This window comes from Klebsiella michiganensis, assembly GCF_002925905.1.
GTDB lineage: Bacteria > Pseudomonadota > Gammaproteobacteria > Enterobacterales > Enterobacteriaceae > Klebsiella > Klebsiella michiganensis.
In genome coordinates this window covers 16,323-36,702 of record NZ_PRDB01000015.1, presented here as the reverse complement: position 1 = coordinate 36,702, position 20,380 = coordinate 16,323, and the positions used below count along the sequence as shown (strand labels likewise).

Genomic DNA, 20,380 nt, shown 5'->3' with positions numbered 1-20,380 from the left:
AGAACACCATGACGACACGCATCATCATTGGTATCAGCGGCGCATCCGGGTTTCAGTACGGCGTTAAGGCGCTGGAGCTGCTGCGCCCGCATCCCGTTGAGGTCCATCTGGTCGTCTCTAAAGGCGCGGAAAAAACCTGCGAGCTGGAGACGGATTACCGCCTGGACGACGTGATGGCGCTGGCCGACGTGGTGTATCCCATCGCGAATCTTGGGGCGGCTATCTCCAGTGGTTCGTTTAAAACGCTGGGAATGTTGATCGCGCCGTGTTCAATGCGTTCTTTAGGCGCCATCGCCCACTGCCTGACCGACAACCTGCTCACCCGCGCTGCGGACGTGGTGCTGAAAGAGCGTCGCCGCCTGGTGCTGCTGGCCCGGGAAACACCGCTGAACCTTGGCCACATCCGCAATATGGCCGCCGTAACCGAAATGGGCGGAATTATCTTTCCGCCGGTCCCGGCGCTTTACCAGCGTCCGCAAACGGCGGACGACATCGTTACCCATAGCGTTAATCGCGCGCTCGATCTGTTTGACCTGCAGGTCAACAACATCCCCCGCTGGGGTGAAGGCGAGCTACGTATTAATTAACCGGAAATGACTCAATGTTAATTGGCCCATATGTAAACGGAGCCGCCGTGATTATCGGCGGACTCATCGGCGCTGCGGCGGGCGGCAAGCTCCCCGAGCGCGTAAAAACGGCGCTGCCGATGACCTTCGGCCTGTGCTCCGTTGGTCTTGGCATCACGCTGGTGCTCAAAGTGAAATATATGCCCGCCGTCGTGCTGGCCATGGTGATTGGCGCCATCCTCGGCGAACTGCTGCATCTGGAAAAAGGCATCGGTAAAGCCGCAGGCTCCACGCGCGGCTTGATCAACAAGGTGCTGCCGCCGGTCAATGGCCTCGGCCACGAAGAGTTTACCGAGAAATTCGTCGCTATCCTGGTTCTGTTTTGCGCCAGCGGCACCGGCATTTTCGGCGCAATGACCGAAGGCATGAGCGGCGATCCGTCGATTCTGTATATCAAAACGATTCTCGATCTGTTTACCGCCGGGATCTTTGCGACGCTGCTGGGCTACGCGGTAATGACCATTGCTGTCCCGCAGGTCATTATTCAGGTGGCGCTGGCGATGCTGGCGGTGGTTATTCTGCCGTCGATCTCGCCTGACATGATGGCGGATTTCTCCTGCGCCGGCGGACTGCTGATGGTGGCGACAGGGTTGCGCATCTGTAACATTAAGCTCTTTCCGGTAGCCAACATGCTGCCAGGGCTTGTTTTGGTAATGCCTTTGTCCCATTTATGGGCTACCCTAGTGGCCTGAGTACATGACCCGGCGGGTTTGTGCCGGGTCATTTTTTATTTCAGGAGTTGTCATGGCCGGGGAACATGTCATTTTGCTGGACGAGCAAGATAAGCCTACAGGTATGCTGGAGAAGTATGCCGCCCACACCCTCGATACCCCTTTGCATCTCGCGTTTTCCTGCTGGCTGTTCAATGAACAAGGTCAGCTGCTGGTCACGCGCCGTTCGCTGGGCAAAAAAGCCTGGCCAGGCGTATGGACGAACTCAGTCTGCGGGCATCCGCAAACCGGCGAAACCTTCGAACAGGCCGTTGAGCGCCGCTGCCGCTTTGAGCTCGGCGTTGAGATTACCCGCATCGCCCCGGTCTTCCCGGGGTTCCGCTATCGGGCCGTTGCGCCGAATGGCATTGTCGAAAACGAGGTCTGCCCGGTCTATGCGGCACGAGTCGCCAGCGCGTTACGGATAAATCCTGACGAAGTGATGGATTTTCAGTGGAGCAATCTTGCGGATGTGTTAAGCGGGATTCGCGCGACGCCCTGGGCTTTTAGCCCGTGGATGGTGCTGCAGGCGGCGGACGATAATGCGCGTAACGCATTAATCAGCTTTAGCAACCAGGCATAAAAAAACCCAGCTCTGCTGGGTTTGTTAATTCGCGTAATGCTTATTTTACCGGACGCATCGCCGGGAACAGGATCACGTCGCGGATGGTGTGGCTGTTGGTAAACAGCATCACCATACGGTCGATACCGATACCCAGGCCCGCGGTCGGCGGCAGGCCGTGCTCCAGCGCGGTAACGTAGTCTTCGTCATAGAACATCGCTTCGTCGTCACCGGCGGCTTTCGCGTTAACCTGATCGAGGAAACGCTGCGCCTGGTCTTCCGCATCGTTCAGCTCGCTAAAGCCGTTACCGATTTCACGCCCGCCGATGAAGAATTCAAAGCGGTCGGTGATTTCCGGGTTCTCGTCGTTACGACGCGCCAGCGGAGAGACTTCTGCCGGATATTCGGTAATGAAGGTCGGCTGAATCAGGTGCGCTTCCGCCACTTCTTCGAAGATCTCGGTCACGATGCGGCCCAGACCCCAGCTCTTCTCAACGTGGATACCGATGCTTTCCGCAATGGCTTTTGCAGAATCGAAGTTATCCAGATCGGCCATCTCGGTTTCCGGACGATACTTCTTGATCGCTTCGCGCATGGTCAGCTTTTCAAACGGCTTGCCGAAATCAAAAGTCTGATCGCCGTAAGGCACTTCAGTATGGCCCAGAACGTCCTGCGCCAGGGTGCGGAACAGGGATTCGGTCAGCTCAATCAGATCTTTGTAATCCGCATACGCCATGTAGAGTTCCATCATGGTGAACTCTGGGTTATGGCGAACGGAGATACCTTCGTTACGGAAGTTACGGTTGATTTCGAACACGCGCTCGAAGCCGCCAACCACCAGACGCTTCAGGTACAGTTCCGGCGCGATACGCAGGTACATGTCCAGATCCAGCGCGTTGTGATGGGTGATGAACGGACGCGCGGACGCGCCGCCGGGGATCACCTGCATCATCGGGGTTTCAACTTCCATAAAGCCGCGGCCGACCATGAACTGGCGAATGCCCGCCAGGATCTGCGAACGCACTTTAAAGGTGTTGCGCGATTCATCGTTGGAGATCAGGTCCAGGTAGCGCTGACGATAGCGCGCTTCCTGATCCTGCAGGCCGTGGAATTTGTCCGGCAGCGGGCGCAGGGCTTTGGTCAGCAGACGCAGCTCGGTGCAGTGAATAGAGAGCTCGCCGGTCTTGGTTTTGAACAGCTTACCGCGCGCCGCGATGATATCGCCGAGGTCCCACTTTTTGAACTGCTCGTTGTAGACGCCTTCCGCCAGATCGTCGCGGGCGACGTACAGCTGAATGCGGCCGCCAACGTCCTGCAGCGTAACGAAGGAGGCTTTACCCATGATACGACGGGTCATCATGCGACCAGCGACGGCGACTTCAACGTTCAGCGCTTCCAGCTCTTCGTTTTCTTTGCCATCGAAGTCAGCGTGCAGTTGGTCTGAGGTGTGGTCACGACGGAAATCATTCGGGAACGGGATACCCTGCTCACGCAGCGCGGCCAGCTTCTCACGACGGGCTTTCAGTTCATTATTAAGGTCAATTGCCGCGTCAGCGCCCTGTGCTTGTTGTTCAGACATGTTGGTTCCTCATAACCCTGCTTTCAAACTTGCTTCGATAAATTGATCCAGGCTGCCGTCCAGCACCGCCTGAGTGTTGCGGGTTTCCACCCCGGTGCGCAGATCTTTAATGCGGGAGTCATCCAGCACGTAAGAACGGATCTGGCTGCCCCAGCCGATGTCGGATTTGGTATCTTCCATCGCCTGCTTCTCGGCATTTTTCTTCTGCATTTCCAGCTCATAAAGCTTCGCTTTCATCTGCTTCATGGCCTGGTCTTTGTTCTTGTGCTGTGAACGGTCGTTCTGGCACTGGGTCACTAAGCCGGTCGGAATGTGGGTAATACGCACCGCGGATTCCGTACGGTTAACGTGCTGACCGCCCGCGCCGGATGCGCGATAAACGTCAATGCGCAGATCCGCCGGGTTGATGTCGATATCAATATCGTCATCCACTTCCGGATAAACGAACGCGGAGCTGAAAGAGGTGTGGCGGCGGCCGCCGGAATCGAACGGGCTCTTACGCACCAGGCGATGAACGCCGGTTTCGGTACGCAGCCAGCCGTAGGCGTAGTCGCCGATAATCTTGATGGTCACGGACTTAATGCCCGCCACTTCGCCTTCAGACTCTTCGATGATCTCGGTCTTGAAGCCGCGCGCTTCGGCCCAGCGCAGATACATGCGCGTCAGCATGCTGGCCCAGTCCTGCGCTTCCGTTCCGCCGGAACCGGCCTGGATATCGAGGTAGCAATCGGCGCTGTCGTATTCACCGGAGAACATCCGGCGGAATTCCAGCTGCGCCAGCTTCTCTTCCAGCACATCGAGCTCGGCGACGGCTTCGTTGAAGGTCTCTTCGTCTTCGGCTTCAACGGCTAGCTCCAGCAGGCCGGAAACGTCCTCCAGCCCCTGAGACATCTGATCCAGCGTATCAACGATGGCTTCCAGCGAGGAACGCTCTTTACCCAGCGCCTGCGCACGCTCTGGTTCGTTCCAGACGTCAGGCTGCTCCAGCTCGGCGTTTACTTCTTCAAGACGCTCTTTCTTAGCATCGTAGTCAAAGATACCCCCTAAGAACGTCCGAGCGCTCCGTGAGGTCCTGAATACGGTTTTTTACCGGATTTATTTCAAACATGGTCGGTTTCTTTTAATGGATTCGTCAAAATGCGGTGATAAGAGCGGAATTCTACCGGATTCGCGCCCTCATTAATATACTGTTCTCAATTTGGCCAGAGGTGGTCAATGATCAGCTGCAGGCTGCGGTTGCCGCGGAACTCATTGATATCAAGCTTATAGGCAAGCTGAACTTCGCGAACGCCGTTATCCGGCCAAAGGGAAGTATCAACATTGAACGCGATACCGTCCAGCAGCGGGCCGCCGCCGACCGGCTCAACCATCACCTTCAGATGACGCTCGCCGACCAGGCGCTGCTGTAGCAGACGGAAACGGCCGTCAAACAGCGGCTCCGGGAACATCTGCCCCCACGGTCCGGCGTCGCGCAGCATCTGCGCGACCTCCATGCTCATCTCTGCCGCCGCCAGCGGACCGTCGGAGACCACTTCCCCCTGCAGCAGCGCAGGATCGAGCCACTCGGTCACCAGCTCGCCGAAGCGCTGCTGGAACTCTTCAAAGCGCGCCTCTTCCAGCGATAGTCCCGCCGCCATGGCATGGCCGCCAAACTTCAGAATCAGCCCGGGATAGAGCGTATCCAGACGCTCCAGCGCATCGCGCATATGCAGCCCCTGAATCGACCGACCGGAGCCTTTGAGCGTACCGTCGCCGGTGGGCGCAAAGGCGATAACCGGACGATGGAAACGCTCTTTGATACGCGAGGCCAGAATGCCGACGACGCCCTGGTGCCACTGCGGATGGTACATCGCCAGGCCGCCGGGCAGCGTCTCACCGCTGCGCTCCAGCTTCTCACACAGGGTCAGGGCTTCCGCCTGCATCCCCTGCTCTATCTCTTTGCGCGTCTGGTTCAACGCGTCCAGCTCATTGGCCAGCACCCGCGCTTCGCCGGTGTTGTCGCATAGCAGCAGCGCCACGCCGACGGACATATCGTCCAGCCGGCCCGCGGCGTTCAGGCGCGGACCGAGCGCGAAGCCGAGATCGCTTGCCGCCAGCTTTTGCGGGTCGCGGTTGGCGATCTCCAGCAGCGCTTTAATGCCCGGACGGCATTTCCCCGCCCGGATGCGGCTCAGCCCCTGCCAGGTCAGAATACGGTTGTTGGCATCCAGCGGTACGACGTCCGCCACGGTGCCGAGCGCCACCAGATCGAGGAGGTCAGCCAGATTCGGCGGCGCAATGCCGCGCTCCTCAAACCAGCCTTTATCGCGCAGAAAAGTGCGCAGCGCCAGCATCAGATAAAAAGCCACGCCCACCCCGGCCAGCGATTTCGACGGAAACTCACAGTCGCGCAGGTTCGGGTTAATAATCGCTTCCGCCGCGGGCAGCGAATCCCCCGGCAGGTGGTGATCGGTCACCAGCACCGGAATACCCAACGCATGGGCGCGATCGACGCCAGCGTGCGAAGAAATGCCGTTATCCACGGTCATAATCATCTGCGCGCCGCGGGCGTGAGCCTGATCGACCACTTCCGGGCTCAGGCCGTAGCCATCTTCAAAACGGTTTGGCACCAGGTACGAGACGTTGCCGTAGCCCAGCGCCCGCAGGGCCAGAACGCTCAGCGCGGTGCTGGTGGCGCCGTCGGCGTCAAAATCGCCGACCACCACAATGTGCAGCCCCTGCTTAAATGCCCCGTAGAGCATCTCTACCGCTTTTTCGACGCCGGTGAGCTGCGACCACGGCAGCATGCCTTTCACGCCGCGCTCCAGCTCCTGCGCGCTACGCACGCCGCGGCTGGCGTACAGCCGCTGCAGCAGCGGTGGGAGATCGGCAGGTAAATCGACGCCGTCAGCCGCCTCGCGGCGGCGTAGTTGTATCTGTTGTTTCACGCGAATCAGTTACCGCTTGTCTGTTTTTGATGCTCATCAAGGAGCGCTTTCAGGTCTTTAGGATCGCGATAGCCGGGCATCAGCGTGCCGTCGCTCAGCACCATCGCCGGCGTGCCGTTAACGCCAAGCTGCACGCCCAGCATGTAATGTTTAGCGATATCAACATCGCAGCTGGCCGGCTGCACGCCCTTACCGCTCATCGCGTCATCCAGCGCTTTATTACGATCTTTAGCGCACCAGATAGCCTTCATATTCTGCTCGGCTTCGCTTTGCAGCCCCTGGCGCGGGAAGGCCAGATAGCGCACGGTAATACCCAGCGCGTTATAGTCGCTCATCTGCTCATGCAATTTATGGCAATAACCACAGGTAATATCGGTGAAGACGGTGATGACGTGTTTTTCCTGCGGCGCTTTATAGACGATCATCTCTTTTTCCAGCGCGTTCAGCTTACCGGCCAGCAGCGTATTGGTGACGTTTACCGGCTGCGCGCCGCTGACGTCGTACATCGGCCCCTGGATAATGTGCTTACCGTCATCGGTAACGTATATCACGCCGCTGTCCGTCAATACGGTGCTGATGCCTTTGATCGGCGAAGGTTGCACGTCCGAACTCTGCACGCCCAGCTTCGCCAGCAGGTGTTTGATCGCCGCGCTATCGGCATGCGCCGCACCGGATAAGGTGGTCGCCAGCAGAGTGAACATCAGTAAACCTTTTTTCATACTCAGTCCTTTTTTTCAGCACTCACGCACGCGGGTGATGCTGTTGATGGAGTTGTCGCAGACGCTCGGTCGCCACGTGGGTGTAGATCTGCGTCGTGGAGAGATCGCTGTGTCCTAACAGCATCTGCACCACGCGTAAGTCGGCGCCATGGTTAAGTAAATGCGTCGCGAACGCATGGCGTAACACGTGCGGGGAGAGCTTTTCGCTGTCAATCCCCGCCAGTACGGCATAGTGCTTAATTCGATGCCAGAACGTCTGGCGCGTCATCTGCTGCGCGCGCTGGCTGGGAAAAAGCACATCGGACGCCACGCCGTTCAGCAGCCAGGGGCGCCCGTATTCAAGGTAATTCTCAACCCACAGCACCGCCTCTTCACCCAGCGGTACCAGACGTTCTTTATTTCCTTTACCAATCACGCGCAGCACGCCCTGTCGCAGGCTAATGTCGCTCATGGTCAGGCCCACCAGCTCGGAAACGCGCAGACCGGTGGCGTACAGCACTTCCAGCATCGCTTTATCGCGCAGCTCCAGCGGTTGTTCAACCAGCGGCGCCTGGAGCAGGCGTTCCACCTGCGCCTCGCTCAGATCCTTCGGCAGCCTCTGCGGCAGCTTTGGCGAGGCCAGCAGCGCGCTGGGATCGTCCGGGCGAATTTTCTCCCGGTAAAGATGCTGGAAGAAACGGCGCACGGCGCTTAGCAGGCGCGCGGTGCTGGTGGCTTTATAGCCGCCGGTTTGCCGCTCCGCCAGCAGCGACTGGAGATCTTCGCCGCTGACGCTGGCAAGCGACAGGCCACGATGGTGCAGCCATTCGACCACCATCGTCAGGTCCCGGCGGTAGGCGCTTAGCGTGTTCTCCGCCAGATTCCGCTCCAGCCATAAGGCATCAAGAAACTGCTCGATTTGTGCGAGATCCTGTTCCACTCTGGCCTCTTTGCTTATTAAAACGGCGCCATTATACCCTAAATAATTCGAGTTGCAGGCGGGCGCGGCCTTTCTGGTACACTAAGCGCAAAGTCACAGCAAGAATTGAGACGTTTCCGCGATGAACATAGGTCTTTTTTACGGTTCCAGCACCTGCTACACCGAAATGGCGGCGGAAAAAATCCGCGATATTATCGGCCCTGAACTGGTCACGCTGCACAACCTGAAAGATGATTCCCCTGCCCTGATGACGCAATACGATGTGCTGATCCTCGGCATTCCAACCTGGGATTTCGGCGAGATCCAGGAGGACTGGGAGGCGGTCTGGCAGCAGCTCGATACGCTGGATCTGCAGGGTAAAATCGTCGCGCTATACGGCATGGGCGACCAGCTAGGCTACGGCGAATGGTTCCTTGATGCGCTCGGCATGCTGCACGATAAGCTGGCGACCAAAGGGGTTAAGTTTATCGGCTACTGGCCTACTGAAGGCTATGAATTCACCAGCCCGAAACCGGTCATTGCCGATGGGCAGCTGTTCGTTGGCCTGGCGCTTGATGAAACGAACCAGTACGACCTGAGCGATGAGCGCATTCAGAACTGGTGCGAGCAAATCCTCGGTGAAATGGCTGAGCAGTTCTCCTGAGTCCCTGCCTACTCTTGCGTCGGTTTTAGCAACACCAGCCGACGCAGGTCTCGCCATTCTCCCGCGTCCATGCTATCCGCCGCGACCCACAAATGCTGGGTTCGTTGGTTTTCCGTATTCCGCAGGCGCAGCAGCATTCCGCTGTTAATCACCCACGGGGTGCCGATGATATCCCACTCCGCCTTTTGCCAGCGCAGACGGGAGTCGATCAGCAGCTTGATTTCTCCCTGACGGGCATGGATCCGCCGCTGGCTGCGCACGCAGTCGAACACCACCAGCGACAGCAGTATCAGCCACAGCGGGGTATAGCTCAGCGGCCAGGGCATCAGCAGCACCAGCGCCGCCACCACGCCGTGCATCAGCAGCGAAAACCACTGCGCTCGCCACGAGATGCGTAAATCAGATTGCCACAGGACCACGTTCCCGATTCCGTGTCTGAATTAATTTTACCATCCGCTGCAGTTCTGCATCAGCCGGCTCGCCATGATTCATCAACCAGTTGAACAGATCCGGATCGTCGTTTTCCAGCAGGCGGATGAATAACGCTTTGTCGCCATCGCTGAGCGTGTCGTACTCATGCTCGAAAAACGGCATGATGGAGATATCGAGTTCACGCATACCTCGACGGCATGCCCAGTGGATGCGGGCTTTATTGTTAATGTCCATGTTTTACTTCCTGCTTATAAATATCTCTTAGTTTAACCCGTTTTCGGCGCTGACTTCACTGGAATATCAAGTTTCGCGAGCGCTATTCCATGAAAACCCTAAAATAATCAGGCCATTTATTATTTCGCTGGTTTCAGCGCCCCGTTTTTGAGGGCACGAATGGCCTGTCAAAAGCGCTTGCATTGCACCATAGCTCTTTTACCATTAGTCACACACTCTGCGTTAAGCTATTCAGGATATGACTATGGCTTTTACACCTTTTCCTCCGCGTCAGCCTTCCTCTTCCACTCGTCTGCCGTTAACGCTGATGACGCTGGACGACTGGGCGCTGGCGACGATTACCGGTCCGGATGGCGAAAAATATCTGCAGGGGCAGATTACCGCCGACGTCAGCCACCTGACCGACGAGCAGCATCTGCTTGCCGCGCATTGTGACGCCAAGGGCAAGATGTGGAGCAATCTGCGCGTTTTCCGCCGCAACGAGGGTTTTGCGTGGATTGAGCGCCGCAGCCTGCGCGATGCGCAGCTGACCGAACTGAAAAAATACGCGGTGTTCTCTAAAGTGACCATCGCCGCCGATGATGAATTCGTACTGCTGGGCGTTGCCGGGTTCCAGGCGCGCGCTGCGCTGTCGCCGCTGTTTAGTGAGCTGCCGAACGCCGAGAAACAGGTTGTCAGCGAAGGAGCCACCAGCGTGCTGTGGTTTGCGCATCCGGCCGAGCGTTTCCTGCTGGTGACCGATGTGGCAACCGCCACCCGCATCACCGATGCGCTACGCGGTGAAGCGCAGCTCAACAACAGCCAGCAGTGGCTGGCGCTGAATATTGAAGCCGGGCTGCCGGTTATCGACAGCGCCAACAGCGCGCAGTTTATTCCGCAGGCCACCAACCTACAGGCGCTGGGCGGCATCAGCTTTAAGAAAGGCTGCTATACCGGCCAGGAGATGGTTGCCCGCGCTAAATTCCGCGGCGCCAACAAGCGCGCCCTGTGGTATCTGGCGGGAACAGCCAGCCGCGTGCCTGAGGCCGGGGAAGACCTGGAGCTGAAGATGGGTGAAAACTGGCGCCGAACCGGCACCGTTTTAGCGGCCGTGCAGCTGGACGACGGTCGCCTGCTGGTACAGGTGGTGATGAATAACGATATGGAGCCGGACAGCGTGTTTCGCGTACGCGATGATGCAGGTAGCCTGAGCATCGAGCCGCTGCCGTATTCGCTGGAAGAGAGTTAAAGCGATATTCCCTGCCGCCTTCTCCCCGGAGGCGGCGCTCACGCGCCTGTCTGGGCTACCCCACCCGCAAACCACGAAACACCCGCGGCCGCGCGCTTTGCGCAAATGCGCCATCTCTGGCCCAGGCCACTTTCTTGCGTAGAAGAATAGTGTATGTTCTGAACAATCATTTATTTCTTAAGCGGTAAAAGAGATGAGACGGATTGAGGTCATACTGGGGGAACTGGAGCGATTAACTCGCGGGCTGAATCTTGCGGATCTGGAACAGGAAACGGCATTTACGGCGGAAGCCATCGGCTTTAACCTCGGGCTTGCGCGCAACTCGGTCAGCAAAGACCTCAATCAGTTATGGAACGACGGCCTGGCGATTAAGAGCAGAGGACGCCCCGTGTTCTTTTGGCACCGCCAGGCAATGGAAACGCTGCTGGGGCGCAGACTGAATGATACCGAATGTGAAGTGCGCACGGTTGCCGACCTTCTGCCGCATCAGGAAGGTTGCTCAACGGATGACCCCTTCAGCGGCCTGATTGGCTACGATCGCAGCCTCCGTGATGCGGTGGAAAAAGGCCGCGCAGCGGTGCTTTATCCTCACGGGCTCCACGTATTGCTGACCGGCCCCTCCGGAGTAGGTAAAACTTTCTTTGCCGAGCTGATGCACCGTTTTGCCTGCGAGCATGCGGCGGGTTCTCCCCCACCGCTGGTCTACTTTAACTGCGCCGAGTATGCGCATAACCCGGAGCTGCTCTCTTCGCATTTGTTCGGCCATCGGCAGGGCGCATTTACCGGCGCCAGTGAGAATAAAGCCGGTCTGGTAGAGCAGGCGGACGGCGGATATCTGCTGCTTGATGAGGTGCACCGCCTGCCGTATGAAGGACAGGAAAAACTCTTCTCCATTCTCGACAAAGGCCAATATCGCCCGCTCGGTTCAAGCGCCACGGCGCGGTCCATTACGGTGCGCTTGATTTGCGCCACCACCGAACCGGTCAGCTCAGCCCTGCTGCGAACGTTCCAGAGGCGCATCCAGGTCTGTATCGATCTCCCCGGGATCCGTCAGCGCTCGGTGGAAGAACAGGTGGAACTTATTGTCGGTTTTCTCCAGCGCGAGAGCCGCAAAATTGAGCGTACGGTCAGTATCGACAAAACGCTGTTGCTCTGGCTGCTGAATAAACCGCTGGAAGGCAATATCGGCCAGCTCAAAAGCGATATCCAGTTTCTTTGCGCCCAGGCGTGGGCCGCGGGAATGACCGAGCATAACGACACGCTCCAGCTGGATAAACGGCTGGTAGAAGTGCCGTTCAACGCCACCCCGGAACAGCGTCTGTTGGTCGATACCTTGTTTGACGGCCAGGATCGGCTAAGCGTCGATGCGCGCACGTTACCCGCATTGAAAACCTCTCTGGCGACAGGAGCGGAGATCGAAGAAAGCGATCTGTTTTACAGCTTCCTGACCCGCGAATACGTCAACCTGCGCAACAGCAACGTCCCACCGGCTGAGACGCTGGCGATCCTCAAAAACAAACTCAGTTCTATCTTTGAATATGGTCTCTACAGCCGCGACAGCGTGGCCCATCCGCCGCGCTATGGCGATCGGATTGAAGAGCGGGTGACCCTGCTGATTGGCTGTGTGGAACAGGTGCTGGGCTTTACGCTGCCAGAAAACCTGATGAATCCGCTGCGTAAACACTTTCTGGCGCTGATTGGCTACGTGCAGCGCGGGCTGATCCCGCAGCTCTACTCCTCCAGCCTGATCCTCGACCGCTGCAAAGACGAGTATGAAAACGCGACTCTGCTGTGCCGGAAAATCAACGAGCTGCTGCATATTCAGTGCCCGGCGACGGAGGTCGTCTGGCTATGTCTGTTCCTGAAAGAGTGCCGCCATTATCGCCAGCGGATCGACGCCAGCCCCGACTGCGGCGTCATTTTAATCGCCCACGGCGCGACGACGGCGACCAGTCAGGCGCAGTACGTCAACCGGGTGCTGGAGCGCGAGCTGTTTAGCGCCATCGATATGCCCTTTGAGCAGTCGGTGCATGACACGCTGGAAACGCTAACCCAGCGGATCCAGAGCCAACGCTACCGGCGGCTGATTCTGATGGTGGATATCGGCTCGCTGGTGCATTTTGGCAGCACCATCAGCAAGCTATTCCAGATTGACGTCCTGTTAATGCCCAATATTACGCTGACCAGTCTGCTGGAGCTGGGTCTGGATTTAAGCTATGAAACCAGCGAGCTACCGCAGCTGGCGGAATTACTGCAGAGTAAAAATATCCCCTGTCAGCTCTGTACTCCGCAGCAGGAAAACGGCGGTAAGGTGCTGGTGATCTCCTGCATTACCGGCATGGGAACCGCAGAGAAAATCAAAAAAGTGCTGGAGGAAAGTTTTGGCGAGCTGATGTCGCAGGATACGCGAATGGTGATCCTCGATTACAACGAGGTTCGCAGCCTGGAGCGCGTTCAGCAGTCGCTGCTGGCCGGTGAGCGACTGGCGGGGATTGTCGGCACCTTCCAGCCGGGACTGCCGGATATTCCGTTTATCTCGCTTGAAGAGCTGTTCTCCGAGCAGGGGCCGGAACTGGTGCTCAGCCTGCTCACGCCGGACCTCTCAAGCAGTGAGCGCCGTCTGGAGATGGAGCGCAGCGCGATGCGCTTCATCAGCGCGCTGACCATGGAAAGTATCATCAACCATATTTCGGTACTCAATCCCCAGCGCATTCTCAAAGAGATGGAGGGGGTGTTTAACCATTTAACCACCTCGCTTTCGCTGAAACCCAGCCGCCAGGTGACACTGCGCTTCCTGATCCACTGCTGTTGCATGGTCGAGCGTATCGTAATTAACCGGAAACCGTTACAGATGTCGCTGGAGAGCCAGCCCGCGCTGGACGTCCGCGCGTTTAGTGTCATTAAATCCGCCTTCCAGCCGATCGAAGAGGCTTATGCCATTCGTTTATCCGACGCGGAATATTTTTATATCTACGAACTGTTGTATCGCTGATCCCTTAACTGGCGTGGCTTTACGCCGCGCCTGCCCCTCTTCGCCCCCCATGTGACACAAATTCTGGCACAGCCTTTGCTCTTATTACGTATATCAACGTAATAGCGCCAGGAGGCCATTTTGATTACCACTGAACCTTTGTCCCAGATCCTGCTGCTGACCCATGGCGGCTGGGGGCAACAGCTCTGCAACAGCCTGTGCATGGTGACGGGCGAAATTAAAGGCGTAACGGAAATCGCCCTGATGCCCGTCGATACCTTGGGCGAGTTTTATCAGCGCGTAGAAGCCGTCGTGAAAACCCTGCCCGAAGGCTCGCTTATTCTGACCGATTTTATTGGCGGGACCACCTCTAACGTGGCCGCGCGGCTAAGCGCCGATTATCCGGTGGCGGTGATTTCCGGACTGAATGCCTCGCTGCTGCTGGAGGCGCTGGACAAGCGGGAACAGGGACCGCTATCCGCCTGCGTAGCTGAATTAGTGGAAGCCGCGCGCAGCAGCTGTCTGGACGTTGTCGCCCACGTTCGGCAATTACAACAATCACAATAAGGAAAAAATATCATGGCTAACATCGTGTTATGTCGCATCGACAGCCGCCTCATTCATGGACAAGTGGTGACGAAGTGGGTCGGACAATCCCAGGCCAACCGGATTGCGGTAGTGAGTGATGAGCTGGACGCCGATCCGTTTATGAAAAATATCTATCTGATGGCGGCACCGCCAAACATCAAAGTGGATTGCTACAGCAATCAGAGCTTTGCCGCATCGTGGAAAGAAAACCAGCTTGGCGACGGCAGCGTGCTGGTGCTGTTCCCCTCTCTCGCGGCGATTCAGGAGGCCGTACAGCTCGGATTTGATGTTTCCGCCATTCAGGTTGGTGGCTTAGGCGGCGGGCCGAACCGCAAGGTCGTTTTCCAGAACATCACGTTGGATGAAAAAGACGTTGGCATTCTTCACGACCTGAAAAGTCGAGGGATTAAGGCGGTCTTCCAGACTATCCCGGAAGATAAGCCGCAGTCGCTGGACGATATCCTGAAAAAATTCTAACCATTTAACATACACAAAATCATTCTGGATGCATCGAGGCGGCAACTGAGTGAATCCCCTGGAGCTTACTTAAGTAAGTGACTGGGGTGAGCGAAGGCAGCCAACAAAGAGGCAGCCTGAAAGATGAAGTGTACAGGAAAAAACTATGGATACTTTAGTCTTCGCAAGCCTGATGGGGTTGTATTACTGGTTTGCCCGCTTACGCCTTGGCTACACCTTCTCCGCCATGCTGTTACAACCTGTTGTAATCGCCGTTTTTGTCGGCCTGCTGTTGGGCAATATGGAAACGGCGATGATTATTGGCGCTGGCATGCAGCTGGTTTACCTCGGCGTGACCTCAACGCCCGGGGTAACGTGCCGTCAGATCCGGCGCTGGCAGCCTGTATCTCAATTCCTATCGCCGTAAAAGCCGGGATGGACCCGAACCTGGCCATCGCGCTGGCCATCCCGTTTGGCGTGATCGGCGTTTTCCTTGACCAGCTCAGACGCACGCTGAACGCCGCGTGGGTGCATATGGCGGATAAACACGCGGAAACGGCCAACATGGGCGGTATTATGCGCTGCGCGTTCCTCTACCCGGCGTTGCTCGGCCTGGTGCTGCGTTTCCCGGTGGTGTTTGCTGCCAACTATTTTGGCCAGGACGTGGTAGAGAGCTTCCTTAAGCTGATGCCGCACTGGTTGACCCACTCCTTTGAAATTATGGGCGGCATTCTGCCGGCGCTGGGCTTTGCCATCACCATCATGGTGATCGGTAAGAAGAGCCTGCTGCCGTGGTTTATCGGCGGATTCTTTGCGGTGCTGTACCTGAAGGTGGACATTATGGCGATGGCAATCTTTGGTACCTGCGTGGCCTTCCTGATTAAAGGCCTGGCGAAAAATGAAGGAGCAGCATGATGAGCAGCGATGTAATGCAGCACGAACTGGTGGAGCGCGCGCGGGAGAACGGCACGCTGACCAAAGCGGACATCACCAAAGCCTGGTTTATTTACTGGCTGGGTGCAGAAGTTTCCAGCTCCTATGAGCGTTTACAAAGCCTGATTTTCTGCGCCTCAATGACGCCGATTATCAAAAAACTCTACCCGCAAAAAGAAGAGCAGGTGGAGGCGCTAAAACGCCATCTGAACTTCTTCAACTCTGAGCAGACCTTTGGCGCGGTGATTCAGGGGATCTCGATTGCGATGGAGGAGCAGAAAACCCGCGGTGAACCGATTAGCGACGCGTCTATCACCGGGATTAAAACCGGGCTGATGGGGCCGCTGGCCGGAATGGGGGACTCCATCATCTGGGCGGCCGTCATGCCGTTGCTGATTGCGATTTTCATCCCGTTCGCCGCCAGCGGCAGCGCGATGGGCGGCATTGTGCCCTTAATTCTCTATCCGGCCATTACGCTGGCGATCAGCTACGGCATGGTGCACAAAGGCTACACGCTGGGACGCGACTCAATCATCGGCCTGCTCCAGGGAGGGCGAATTAAGGAGCTTATCTACGGCGCGAACGTGCTGGGCCTGATAATGATGGGCGCGCTCTCCGCAAGCTACGTCAAAATAACGACCCCCTTAAAGCTCAGCGCGCTGAAGGGCTCGGAGGTGGTGGTCCAGCAAATCCTCGACTCTATCGCGCCCGGCCTGTTGCCGCTGGCGGCGGTGTTTGCCATCTACTTCTATCTGGTGAAGAAAGGGCCGCGCTACACCACCATTCTGCTGTCAATTGTCGCGCTCAGCGTGGTCTGTTCGCTGCTGGGAGTGCTGTAAACCATGACGCAGAATATCTATCAACAGCTGGGGTTAAAACAGGTGATTAACGCCTGCGGCAAAATGACGATTCTGGGCGTTTCCAGCGTGGCGCCGGAGGTGATGCAGGCAACGGCGCGGGCGGCATCGGCCTTTGTGGAAATCGACAGGCTGGTAGACCGAACCGGCGAGCGGGTCTCCCGCTTTACCGGCGCGGAAGACAGCTATATCACCTCCTGCGCCTCGGCGGGAATCGCCATCGCCGTAGCCGCCGCGATTACCCATGGCGACCAGGCGCGAGTGATGCAGATGCCGGACAGTCGCGGTATGGCCAACGAAGTCGTCATGCTCCGCGGGCATAACGTCGATTACGGCGCGCCCATCACCAGCGCGATTCGCTTAGGCGGTGGGCGCGTTGTGGAGGTCGGTTCAAGCAATCTGGCGGCGCGCTGGCAGCTGGAGAGCGCGATCTCTACCAGCACCGCCGCCCTGCTGTATGTGAAATCACACCACTGCGTGCAAAAAGGGATGTTGAGTATCGAGGATTTCGTGCAGGTCGCACAGACTCACAACCTGCCGCTGATTGTCGATGCCGCCGCCGAGGAGGATTTACGCGTCTGGGCGGCGAGCGGAGCGGACATGGTTATCTATAGCGGGGCAAAAGCGTTTAACGCGCCCACCTCCGGATTCATCACCGGGAAAAAACAGTGGATAGCGGCGTGTAAGGCGCAGCATCACGGTATTGCCCGGGCGATGAAAATCGGCAAGGAGAATATGGTCGGTCTGGTTTATGCGCTGGAACACTATCATCAGGGGCAGAAGGGGGTCACAGCCGAGGAACTCCTGCCCGTCGCGAAAGCGATCTCAGCGATAAACGGCTTACAAGCCGATATTGAGCAGGATGAAGCCGGACGCGCTATCTGGCGTATCCGCATTCAGGTGAATGCCCAGGAGCTGGGCCTGGATGTCCGCGAAGTCGAAGCACAGCTGCGCAACGGCGATATCGCCATTTACGCCCGGCGCTATAACCTCCATCAGGGGGTTTTTAGCCTGGATCCACGAACGGTAGCCGAGGGTGAAATGAGCCTGATCGTGGCGCGCCTAAAGGAGATTGCAGACCATGCAGCAAATTAATTTTTACCGTCAACGCGTCGCGATTAACGTGCTGGCGAAAGATATCGCCAACGCCCGGGACATTTATGATGCCGCCGAAGGCCATGCGGCGATTGGCGTCCTCTCGGCACAGTTTGCCTCCGTGGAAGAAGGTGTTCAGGAGGTAAAACGCTGGATGGCGGAGATACCCTCCATCTCCGTAGGCCTGGGCGCCGGCGATCCTGCGCAGTATTACAAAGCGGCGATGATCGCGTCAGCGCTTCACCCGGCGCACGTTAATCAGACCTTTACCGGCTGCGGGTTTGCCGCAGGGGCGCTGGCGGCTACGGGTGGGCAGCAGACCTGCATTAACGCGCTGGTCAGCCCGACGGGAACCCCTGGCGAGGTTCTGATCTCCACCGGCGTCAGCAGCTGTCAGGGCACGCCGGCACGCGTCTCCTGCGATGCGGCGGTACGCATGATGCAGGACATGGGGGCCCATGCGGCGAAGTTTTTCCCCATGGGCGGCGAAAAGTCGTTACCGGAGCTGTATATGCTGGCGACCACGGCAGCCCGTAACGGGATGACGTTAATCGAACCAACCGGCGGAATCGATCTCGATAACTTTGGCATTATTTTGCAAAGCTGTCTGGAAGCAGGCGTACCTCGCGTGATGCCCCATGTTTACAGCTCGATAATCGACCCGCAAACCGGCAATACCCGGCCAGAAGATATCCGCAGATTAATGGATATCGTGAAAGCCGTGGTCTGAATAAAAAACACCAGGCCGTAGCCCAGGCAGGCAGGCCATCACCAACGAAGAATGTCCCGGAGGCGGCGCTGGCGCGCCATGTCCGGGCTACCAGCCCTCAGACGACGGTGAACCTGTAGCCCGGCTAAGCGTAGCGCGAGCCGGGAGATTTCGCGAAATTTAAACCTGCCCGACGTACAAATAAATGGCCAGGAAGTGGCACACGCTGCCGCCCAGGACAAAACCGTGCCAGATAGCGTGGTTGTACGGAATACGTTTGCAGACGTAGAAAATAACCCCCAGCGAATAGACCACGCCACCCACGGCAAGCAGCGTCACGCCGCCCACCGCCAGCTTAATCGCCAGTTGATAAACGACGATCAGCGACAGCCAGCCCATGGTCAGGTAGGTCACTAAAGAGAGGATCTTAAAACGATGCGCAATGGTCAGCTTAAACAGGATCCCCAGTAGCGCCAGGCTCCAGATGACGATCATCAGCCCACGCGATAGCGGCGAATTTAGCCCCACCAGCAGAAACGGCGTGTAGGTCCCGGCAATCAGCAAATAGATGGCGCAGTGGTCGAATTTTTTCAGCCACAGCTTAGCCCGCTGATGCGGAATCGCGTGATAGAGGGTCGAGGCGAGGAACAGCAAAATCATGCTGCCGCCGTACAGGCTGTAGCTGGTAATGGCCGTGGCGCCGGCGTTGCTGTCCACCGCCTGCACCAGCAGCAGCACCAGACCGACGATACCGAACACCAGCCCAATCCCGTGACTGACGCTGTTGGCAATTTCCTCTGCCAGAGAATATCCCTGTGTGATTAACGATTTGCGAACCATATTTGACTCCGAAAACAAGTACGCTTTCAATGCACACTTAGGTTAACTGAGAATGATTCCAGTGAACACCTGTTCGCTAAAATAAAAAGATGAATATTTATGAACAGTATAAAATCAATAGGTTACATAAATATTTCAACTAACAGACGTTCACTGTTTATTTAAAGCTTTTCGAATTCAATAACATAAAACTGCTTTTCTTCAGGATAGATCTCCGCAATCACCTCACGCAGCTGCGCCAGGGTCATATTCTCCTGCTGCGCGTGCAGTTCACTCAGCGTATCCAGCGTCACCGTTGAGGTGGCCACCACGCGAATGGTGCAAAAATAGCCGTCATCTTCATAGCGGCCAACGCGCAGCACATCACCCGTTTTAAAGTGTGATTCAGCCGCATCGCGGAGGGTAATGGTTTTGCGTCCGGCGAGGATGTCGTCCTGAAAACGCTGAAAAAAGGTTATGTCATTTGGCTGCATGATATCATTCCGTCCTGGTCATTATGAATTGTGAGTTTGCCACTGTGAGTATCTTCTCCCACGCCGCTATCGCCAGTCTCAATAATCTTGAGATGATGGTCTATCACTACGTCATTAAAAATCGCGACAAAGTGATGTACATGACCATCCGCGAGCTGGCGGAAGCGGCCGGAGTCTCCACGACTACCGTTTTGCGCTTCTGCCGCAAGCTGCAGTGCGAAGGCTACTCGGAGTTTCGCGTACGCTTTAAATTATATCTGGAGCAGAATGAGCCTCAACAGGCAAATATCGGTGCCAGCGAAATAATGAGCTTTTTTAAAAGCGTTAATAACGATGAATTTGACCAGCTGCTTGAGCAGGCGGTCGATATTATTCTGTCTTCAGAACGTATTATTTTTGTTGGCGCCGGCACCTCCGGCGCGCTGGCAAAATATGGCGCGCGTTTCTTTTCTAACGTCGGGAAATTCAGTAACCATATCGACGACCCTTATTTCCCGGTGACCAATGATATGGCGCGTAATGCGCTGGCCATCGTGCTGTCGGTCTCCGGCGAAACCGAAGAGATCCTGCGCTTCGCCAGCCAGTTCAGCCTGCACCGCTGTAAAGTGATGTCCATCACCAGCCACGAGCACTCACGGCTGGCAAAGCTTGCCGACTTTAATCTCTCCTGGCACGTTCCGCAAACGCGCATCGGCGGCGTCTATGACATTACCACCCAGATCCCGGTCATTTATATTCTGGAAACGCTGGGGCGTAAATTAGCGCGCAAACTCGCCTGAAAATAACAGGGTGTTTTTTCGATGTAACAAATTCCATTCCGGGCAAATTGTTATATCGTGACATTTATATTCCCTTTGTTAGACTCGCAGCCAACAAGTC

21 protein-coding genes and 1 pseudogene are annotated in these 20,380 nt (G+C 56.9%); 13 read left to right on the top strand and 9 right to left on the bottom strand.

Features of this window, described 5'->3' with window-relative positions; translation table 11 throughout:
• Nucleotides 1-8 precede the first annotated feature (8 nt).
• The 3 genes from CDA56_RS24335 to idi are packed head-to-tail and all read left to right on the top strand — an operon-like array spanning nt 9 to nt 1,919.
• Nucleotides 9-587, top strand: coding sequence for a UbiX family flavin prenyltransferase (locus CDA56_RS24335; RefSeq protein WP_064404219.1), 579 nt, complete (start codon nt 9-11; stop codon nt 585-587).
• A gap of 14 nt (nt 588-601) precedes the next feature.
• Nucleotides 602-1,318 (top strand): DUF554 domain-containing protein, encoded by a 717-nt coding sequence (locus CDA56_RS24330; RefSeq protein WP_038423599.1) that lies wholly within the window; start codon nt 602-604, stop codon nt 1,316-1,318.
• 52 nt (nt 1,319-1,370) lie between these two features.
• A complete protein-coding gene (gene idi / locus CDA56_RS24325) occupies nt 1,371-1,919 on the top strand; it encodes an isopentenyl-diphosphate Delta-isomerase (protein WP_025105973.1) in 549 nt (182 codons plus the stop codon).
• Between the two features lie 40 nt (nt 1,920-1,959).
• On the opposite strand, the gene lysS is transcribed toward idi, so the two are convergent.
• From lysS to xerD, 5 genes are all read right to left on the bottom strand, one after another.
• A complete protein-coding gene (gene lysS, locus CDA56_RS24320) occupies nt 1,960-3,477 on the bottom strand; it encodes a lysine--tRNA ligase (RefSeq protein WP_004134430.1) in 1,518 nt (505 codons plus the stop codon).
• A 9-nt stretch (nt 3,478-3,486) separates the two neighbouring features.
• Nucleotides 3,487-4,585, bottom strand: a protein-coding gene (prfB, locus tag CDA56_RS24315; RefSeq protein ID WP_103813946.1) for a peptide chain release factor 2 whose coding sequence is annotated in 2 segments (ribosomal slippage) — nt 3,487-4,509 and nt 4,511-4,585 — 1,098 coding nt in all. Because the reading frame shifts where the segments join, the coding sequence is not laid out codon by codon here.
• Between the two features lie 85 nt (nt 4,586-4,670).
• Complete coding sequence (gene recJ / locus CDA56_RS24310; RefSeq protein ID WP_032751182.1) at nt 4,671-6,404, bottom strand: single-stranded-DNA-specific exonuclease RecJ; 1,734 nt, start codon at nt 6,402-6,404, stop codon at nt 4,671-4,673.
• A 5-nt stretch (nt 6,405-6,409) separates the two neighbouring features.
• Complete coding sequence (gene dsbC / locus CDA56_RS24305) at nt 6,410-7,123, bottom strand: bifunctional protein-disulfide isomerase/oxidoreductase DsbC (protein ID WP_103813948.1); 714 nt, start codon at nt 7,121-7,123, stop codon at nt 6,410-6,412.
• 22 nt (nt 7,124-7,145) lie between these two features.
• The gene (gene xerD / locus CDA56_RS24300) at nt 7,146-8,042 is read right to left on the bottom strand and encodes a site-specific tyrosine recombinase XerD (RefSeq protein ID WP_004105555.1); all 897 of its coding nucleotides are present in this window, start codon (nt 8,040-8,042) and stop codon (nt 7,146-7,148) included.
• Between the two features lie 121 nt (nt 8,043-8,163).
• Here xerD and fldB point away from each other — a divergent pair, with 121 nt between their 5' ends.
• On the top strand, nt 8,164-8,685 hold the full coding sequence (gene fldB, locus CDA56_RS24295; RefSeq protein ID WP_014226792.1) for a flavodoxin FldB: 522 nt from the start codon (nt 8,164-8,166) through the stop codon (nt 8,683-8,685).
• Nucleotides 8,686-8,693: 8 nt separating this feature from the next.
• Here fldB and CDA56_RS24290 read toward each other — a convergent pair whose 3' ends face one another.
• Both CDA56_RS24290 and sdhE read right to left on the bottom strand, forming a co-directional pair.
• Complete coding sequence (locus CDA56_RS24290; RefSeq protein ID WP_004854060.1) at nt 8,694-9,104, bottom strand: protein YgfX; 411 nt, start codon at nt 9,102-9,104, stop codon at nt 8,694-8,696.
• Nucleotides 9,085-9,351, bottom strand: coding sequence for an FAD assembly factor SdhE (sdhE, locus tag CDA56_RS24285; RefSeq protein WP_004124953.1), 267 nt, complete (start codon nt 9,349-9,351; stop codon nt 9,085-9,087). The genes CDA56_RS24290 and sdhE overlap by 20 nt, the downstream gene beginning before the upstream one ends.
• A gap of 244 nt (nt 9,352-9,595) precedes the next feature.
• Between sdhE and ygfZ the strand changes: the two genes are divergently transcribed.
• The 8 genes and pseudogenes from ygfZ to dagF all read left to right on the top strand — a co-directional run bounded on the left by ygfZ (nt 9,596) and on the right by dagF (nt 18,209).
• Nucleotides 9,596-10,579 (top strand): tRNA-modifying protein YgfZ, encoded by a 984-nt coding sequence (gene ygfZ / locus CDA56_RS24280; protein ID WP_102803241.1) that lies wholly within the window; start codon nt 9,596-9,598, stop codon nt 10,577-10,579.
• A gap of 193 nt (nt 10,580-10,772) precedes the next feature.
• Nucleotides 10,773-13,571 carry a transcriptional regulator DagR gene (dagR, locus tag CDA56_RS24275; protein WP_014226794.1) on the top strand — a complete coding sequence of 933 codons (2,799 nt, stop codon included), beginning with the start codon at nt 10,773-10,775 and terminating at the stop codon, nt 13,569-13,571.
• 120 nt (nt 13,572-13,691) lie between these two features.
• On the top strand, nt 13,692-14,117 hold the full coding sequence (locus tag CDA56_RS24270; RefSeq protein ID WP_004854067.1) for a PTS sugar transporter subunit IIA: 426 nt from the start codon (nt 13,692-13,694) through the stop codon (nt 14,115-14,117).
• Nucleotides 14,118-14,129: 12 nt separating this feature from the next.
• Nucleotides 14,130-14,615 (top strand): PTS sugar transporter subunit IIB, encoded by a 486-nt coding sequence (locus CDA56_RS24265; RefSeq protein WP_004854068.1) that lies wholly within the window; start codon nt 14,130-14,132, stop codon nt 14,613-14,615.
• 145 nt (nt 14,616-14,760) lie between these two features.
• Nucleotides 14,761-15,509, top strand: a pseudogene (locus tag CDA56_RS24260) (PTS mannose/fructose/sorbose/N-acetylgalactosamine transporter subunit IIC).
• Nucleotides 15,506-16,366 carry a PTS system mannose/fructose/sorbose family transporter subunit IID gene (locus CDA56_RS24255; RefSeq protein ID WP_014839507.1) on the top strand — a complete coding sequence of 287 codons (861 nt, stop codon included), beginning with the start codon at nt 15,506-15,508 and terminating at the stop codon, nt 16,364-16,366. Before CDA56_RS24260 ends, CDA56_RS24255 begins: the two are co-directional and overlap by 4 nt.
• 3 nt (nt 16,367-16,369) lie before the next feature.
• On the top strand, nt 16,370-17,479 hold the full coding sequence (gene dgaE, locus CDA56_RS24250; RefSeq protein ID WP_064358254.1) for a D-glucosaminate-6-phosphate ammonia lyase: 1,110 nt from the start codon (nt 16,370-16,372) through the stop codon (nt 17,477-17,479).
• A complete protein-coding gene (gene dagF / locus CDA56_RS24245) occupies nt 17,466-18,209 on the top strand; it encodes a 2-dehydro-3-deoxy-phosphogluconate aldolase (RefSeq protein WP_014226798.1) in 744 nt (247 codons plus the stop codon). The genes dgaE and dagF overlap by 14 nt, the downstream gene beginning before the upstream one ends.
• Before the next feature lie 159 nt (nt 18,210-18,368).
• Here the strand turns inward: dagF and trhA are convergent, their stop codons facing one another.
• The gene (gene trhA / locus CDA56_RS24240; protein WP_014839509.1) at nt 18,369-19,028 is read right to left on the bottom strand and encodes a PAQR family membrane homeostasis protein TrhA; all 660 of its coding nucleotides are present in this window, start codon (nt 19,026-19,028) and stop codon (nt 18,369-18,371) included.
• A gap of 161 nt (nt 19,029-19,189) precedes the next feature.
• On the bottom strand, nt 19,190-19,501 hold the full coding sequence (gene yqfB / locus CDA56_RS24235; protein WP_032720089.1) for a N(4)-acetylcytidine aminohydrolase: 312 nt from the start codon (nt 19,499-19,501) through the stop codon (nt 19,190-19,192).
• Nucleotides 19,502-19,551: 50 nt separating this feature from the next.
• Between yqfB and CDA56_RS24230 the strand changes: the two genes are divergently transcribed.
• Complete coding sequence (locus CDA56_RS24230) at nt 19,552-20,280, top strand: MurR/RpiR family transcriptional regulator (protein ID WP_025105967.1); 729 nt, start codon at nt 19,552-19,554, stop codon at nt 20,278-20,280.
• Nucleotides 20,281-20,380: the final 100 nt, after the last annotated feature.

Bases quoted from the DNA above. Each gene is read 5' to 3' on its own strand.
- CDA56_RS24335 (WP_064404219.1), top strand. From the start codon at position 9: ATGACGACACGCATCATCATTGGTATCAGCGGCGCATCCGGGTTTCAG.
- CDA56_RS24330 (WP_038423599.1), top strand. From the start codon at position 602: ATGTTAATTGGCCCATATGTAAACGGAGCCGCCGTGATTATCGGCGGA.
- idi (WP_025105973.1), top strand. From the start codon at position 1,371: ATGGCCGGGGAACATGTCATTTTGCTGGACGAGCAAGATAAGCCTACA.
- lysS (WP_004134430.1), bottom strand. From the start codon at position 3,477: ATGTCTGAACAACAAGCACAGGGCGCTGACGCGGCAATTGACCTTAAT.
- dsbC (WP_103813948.1), bottom strand. From the start codon at position 7,123: ATGAAAAAAGGTTTACTGATGTTCACTCTGCTGGCGACCACCTTATCC.
- fldB (WP_014226792.1), top strand. From the start codon at position 8,164: ATGAACATAGGTCTTTTTTACGGTTCCAGCACCTGCTACACCGAAATG.
- sdhE (WP_004124953.1), bottom strand. From the start codon at position 9,351: ATGGACATTAACAATAAAGCCCGCATCCACTGGGCATGCCGTCGAGGT.
- ygfZ (WP_102803241.1), top strand. From the start codon at position 9,596: ATGGCTTTTACACCTTTTCCTCCGCGTCAGCCTTCCTCTTCCACTCGT.
- dagR (WP_014226794.1), top strand. From the start codon at position 10,773: ATGAGACGGATTGAGGTCATACTGGGGGAACTGGAGCGATTAACTCGC.
- CDA56_RS24265 (WP_004854068.1), top strand. From the start codon at position 14,130: ATGGCTAACATCGTGTTATGTCGCATCGACAGCCGCCTCATTCATGGA.
- CDA56_RS24255 (WP_014839507.1), top strand. From the start codon at position 15,506: ATGATGAGCAGCGATGTAATGCAGCACGAACTGGTGGAGCGCGCGCGG.
- dgaE (WP_064358254.1), top strand. From the start codon at position 16,370: ATGACGCAGAATATCTATCAACAGCTGGGGTTAAAACAGGTGATTAAC.
- dagF (WP_014226798.1), top strand. From the start codon at position 17,466: ATGCAGCAAATTAATTTTTACCGTCAACGCGTCGCGATTAACGTGCTG.
- trhA (WP_014839509.1), bottom strand. From the start codon at position 19,028: ATGGTTCGCAAATCGTTAATCACACAGGGATATTCTCTGGCAGAGGAA.
- yqfB (WP_032720089.1), bottom strand. From the start codon at position 19,501: ATGCAGCCAAATGACATAACCTTTTTTCAGCGTTTTCAGGACGACATC.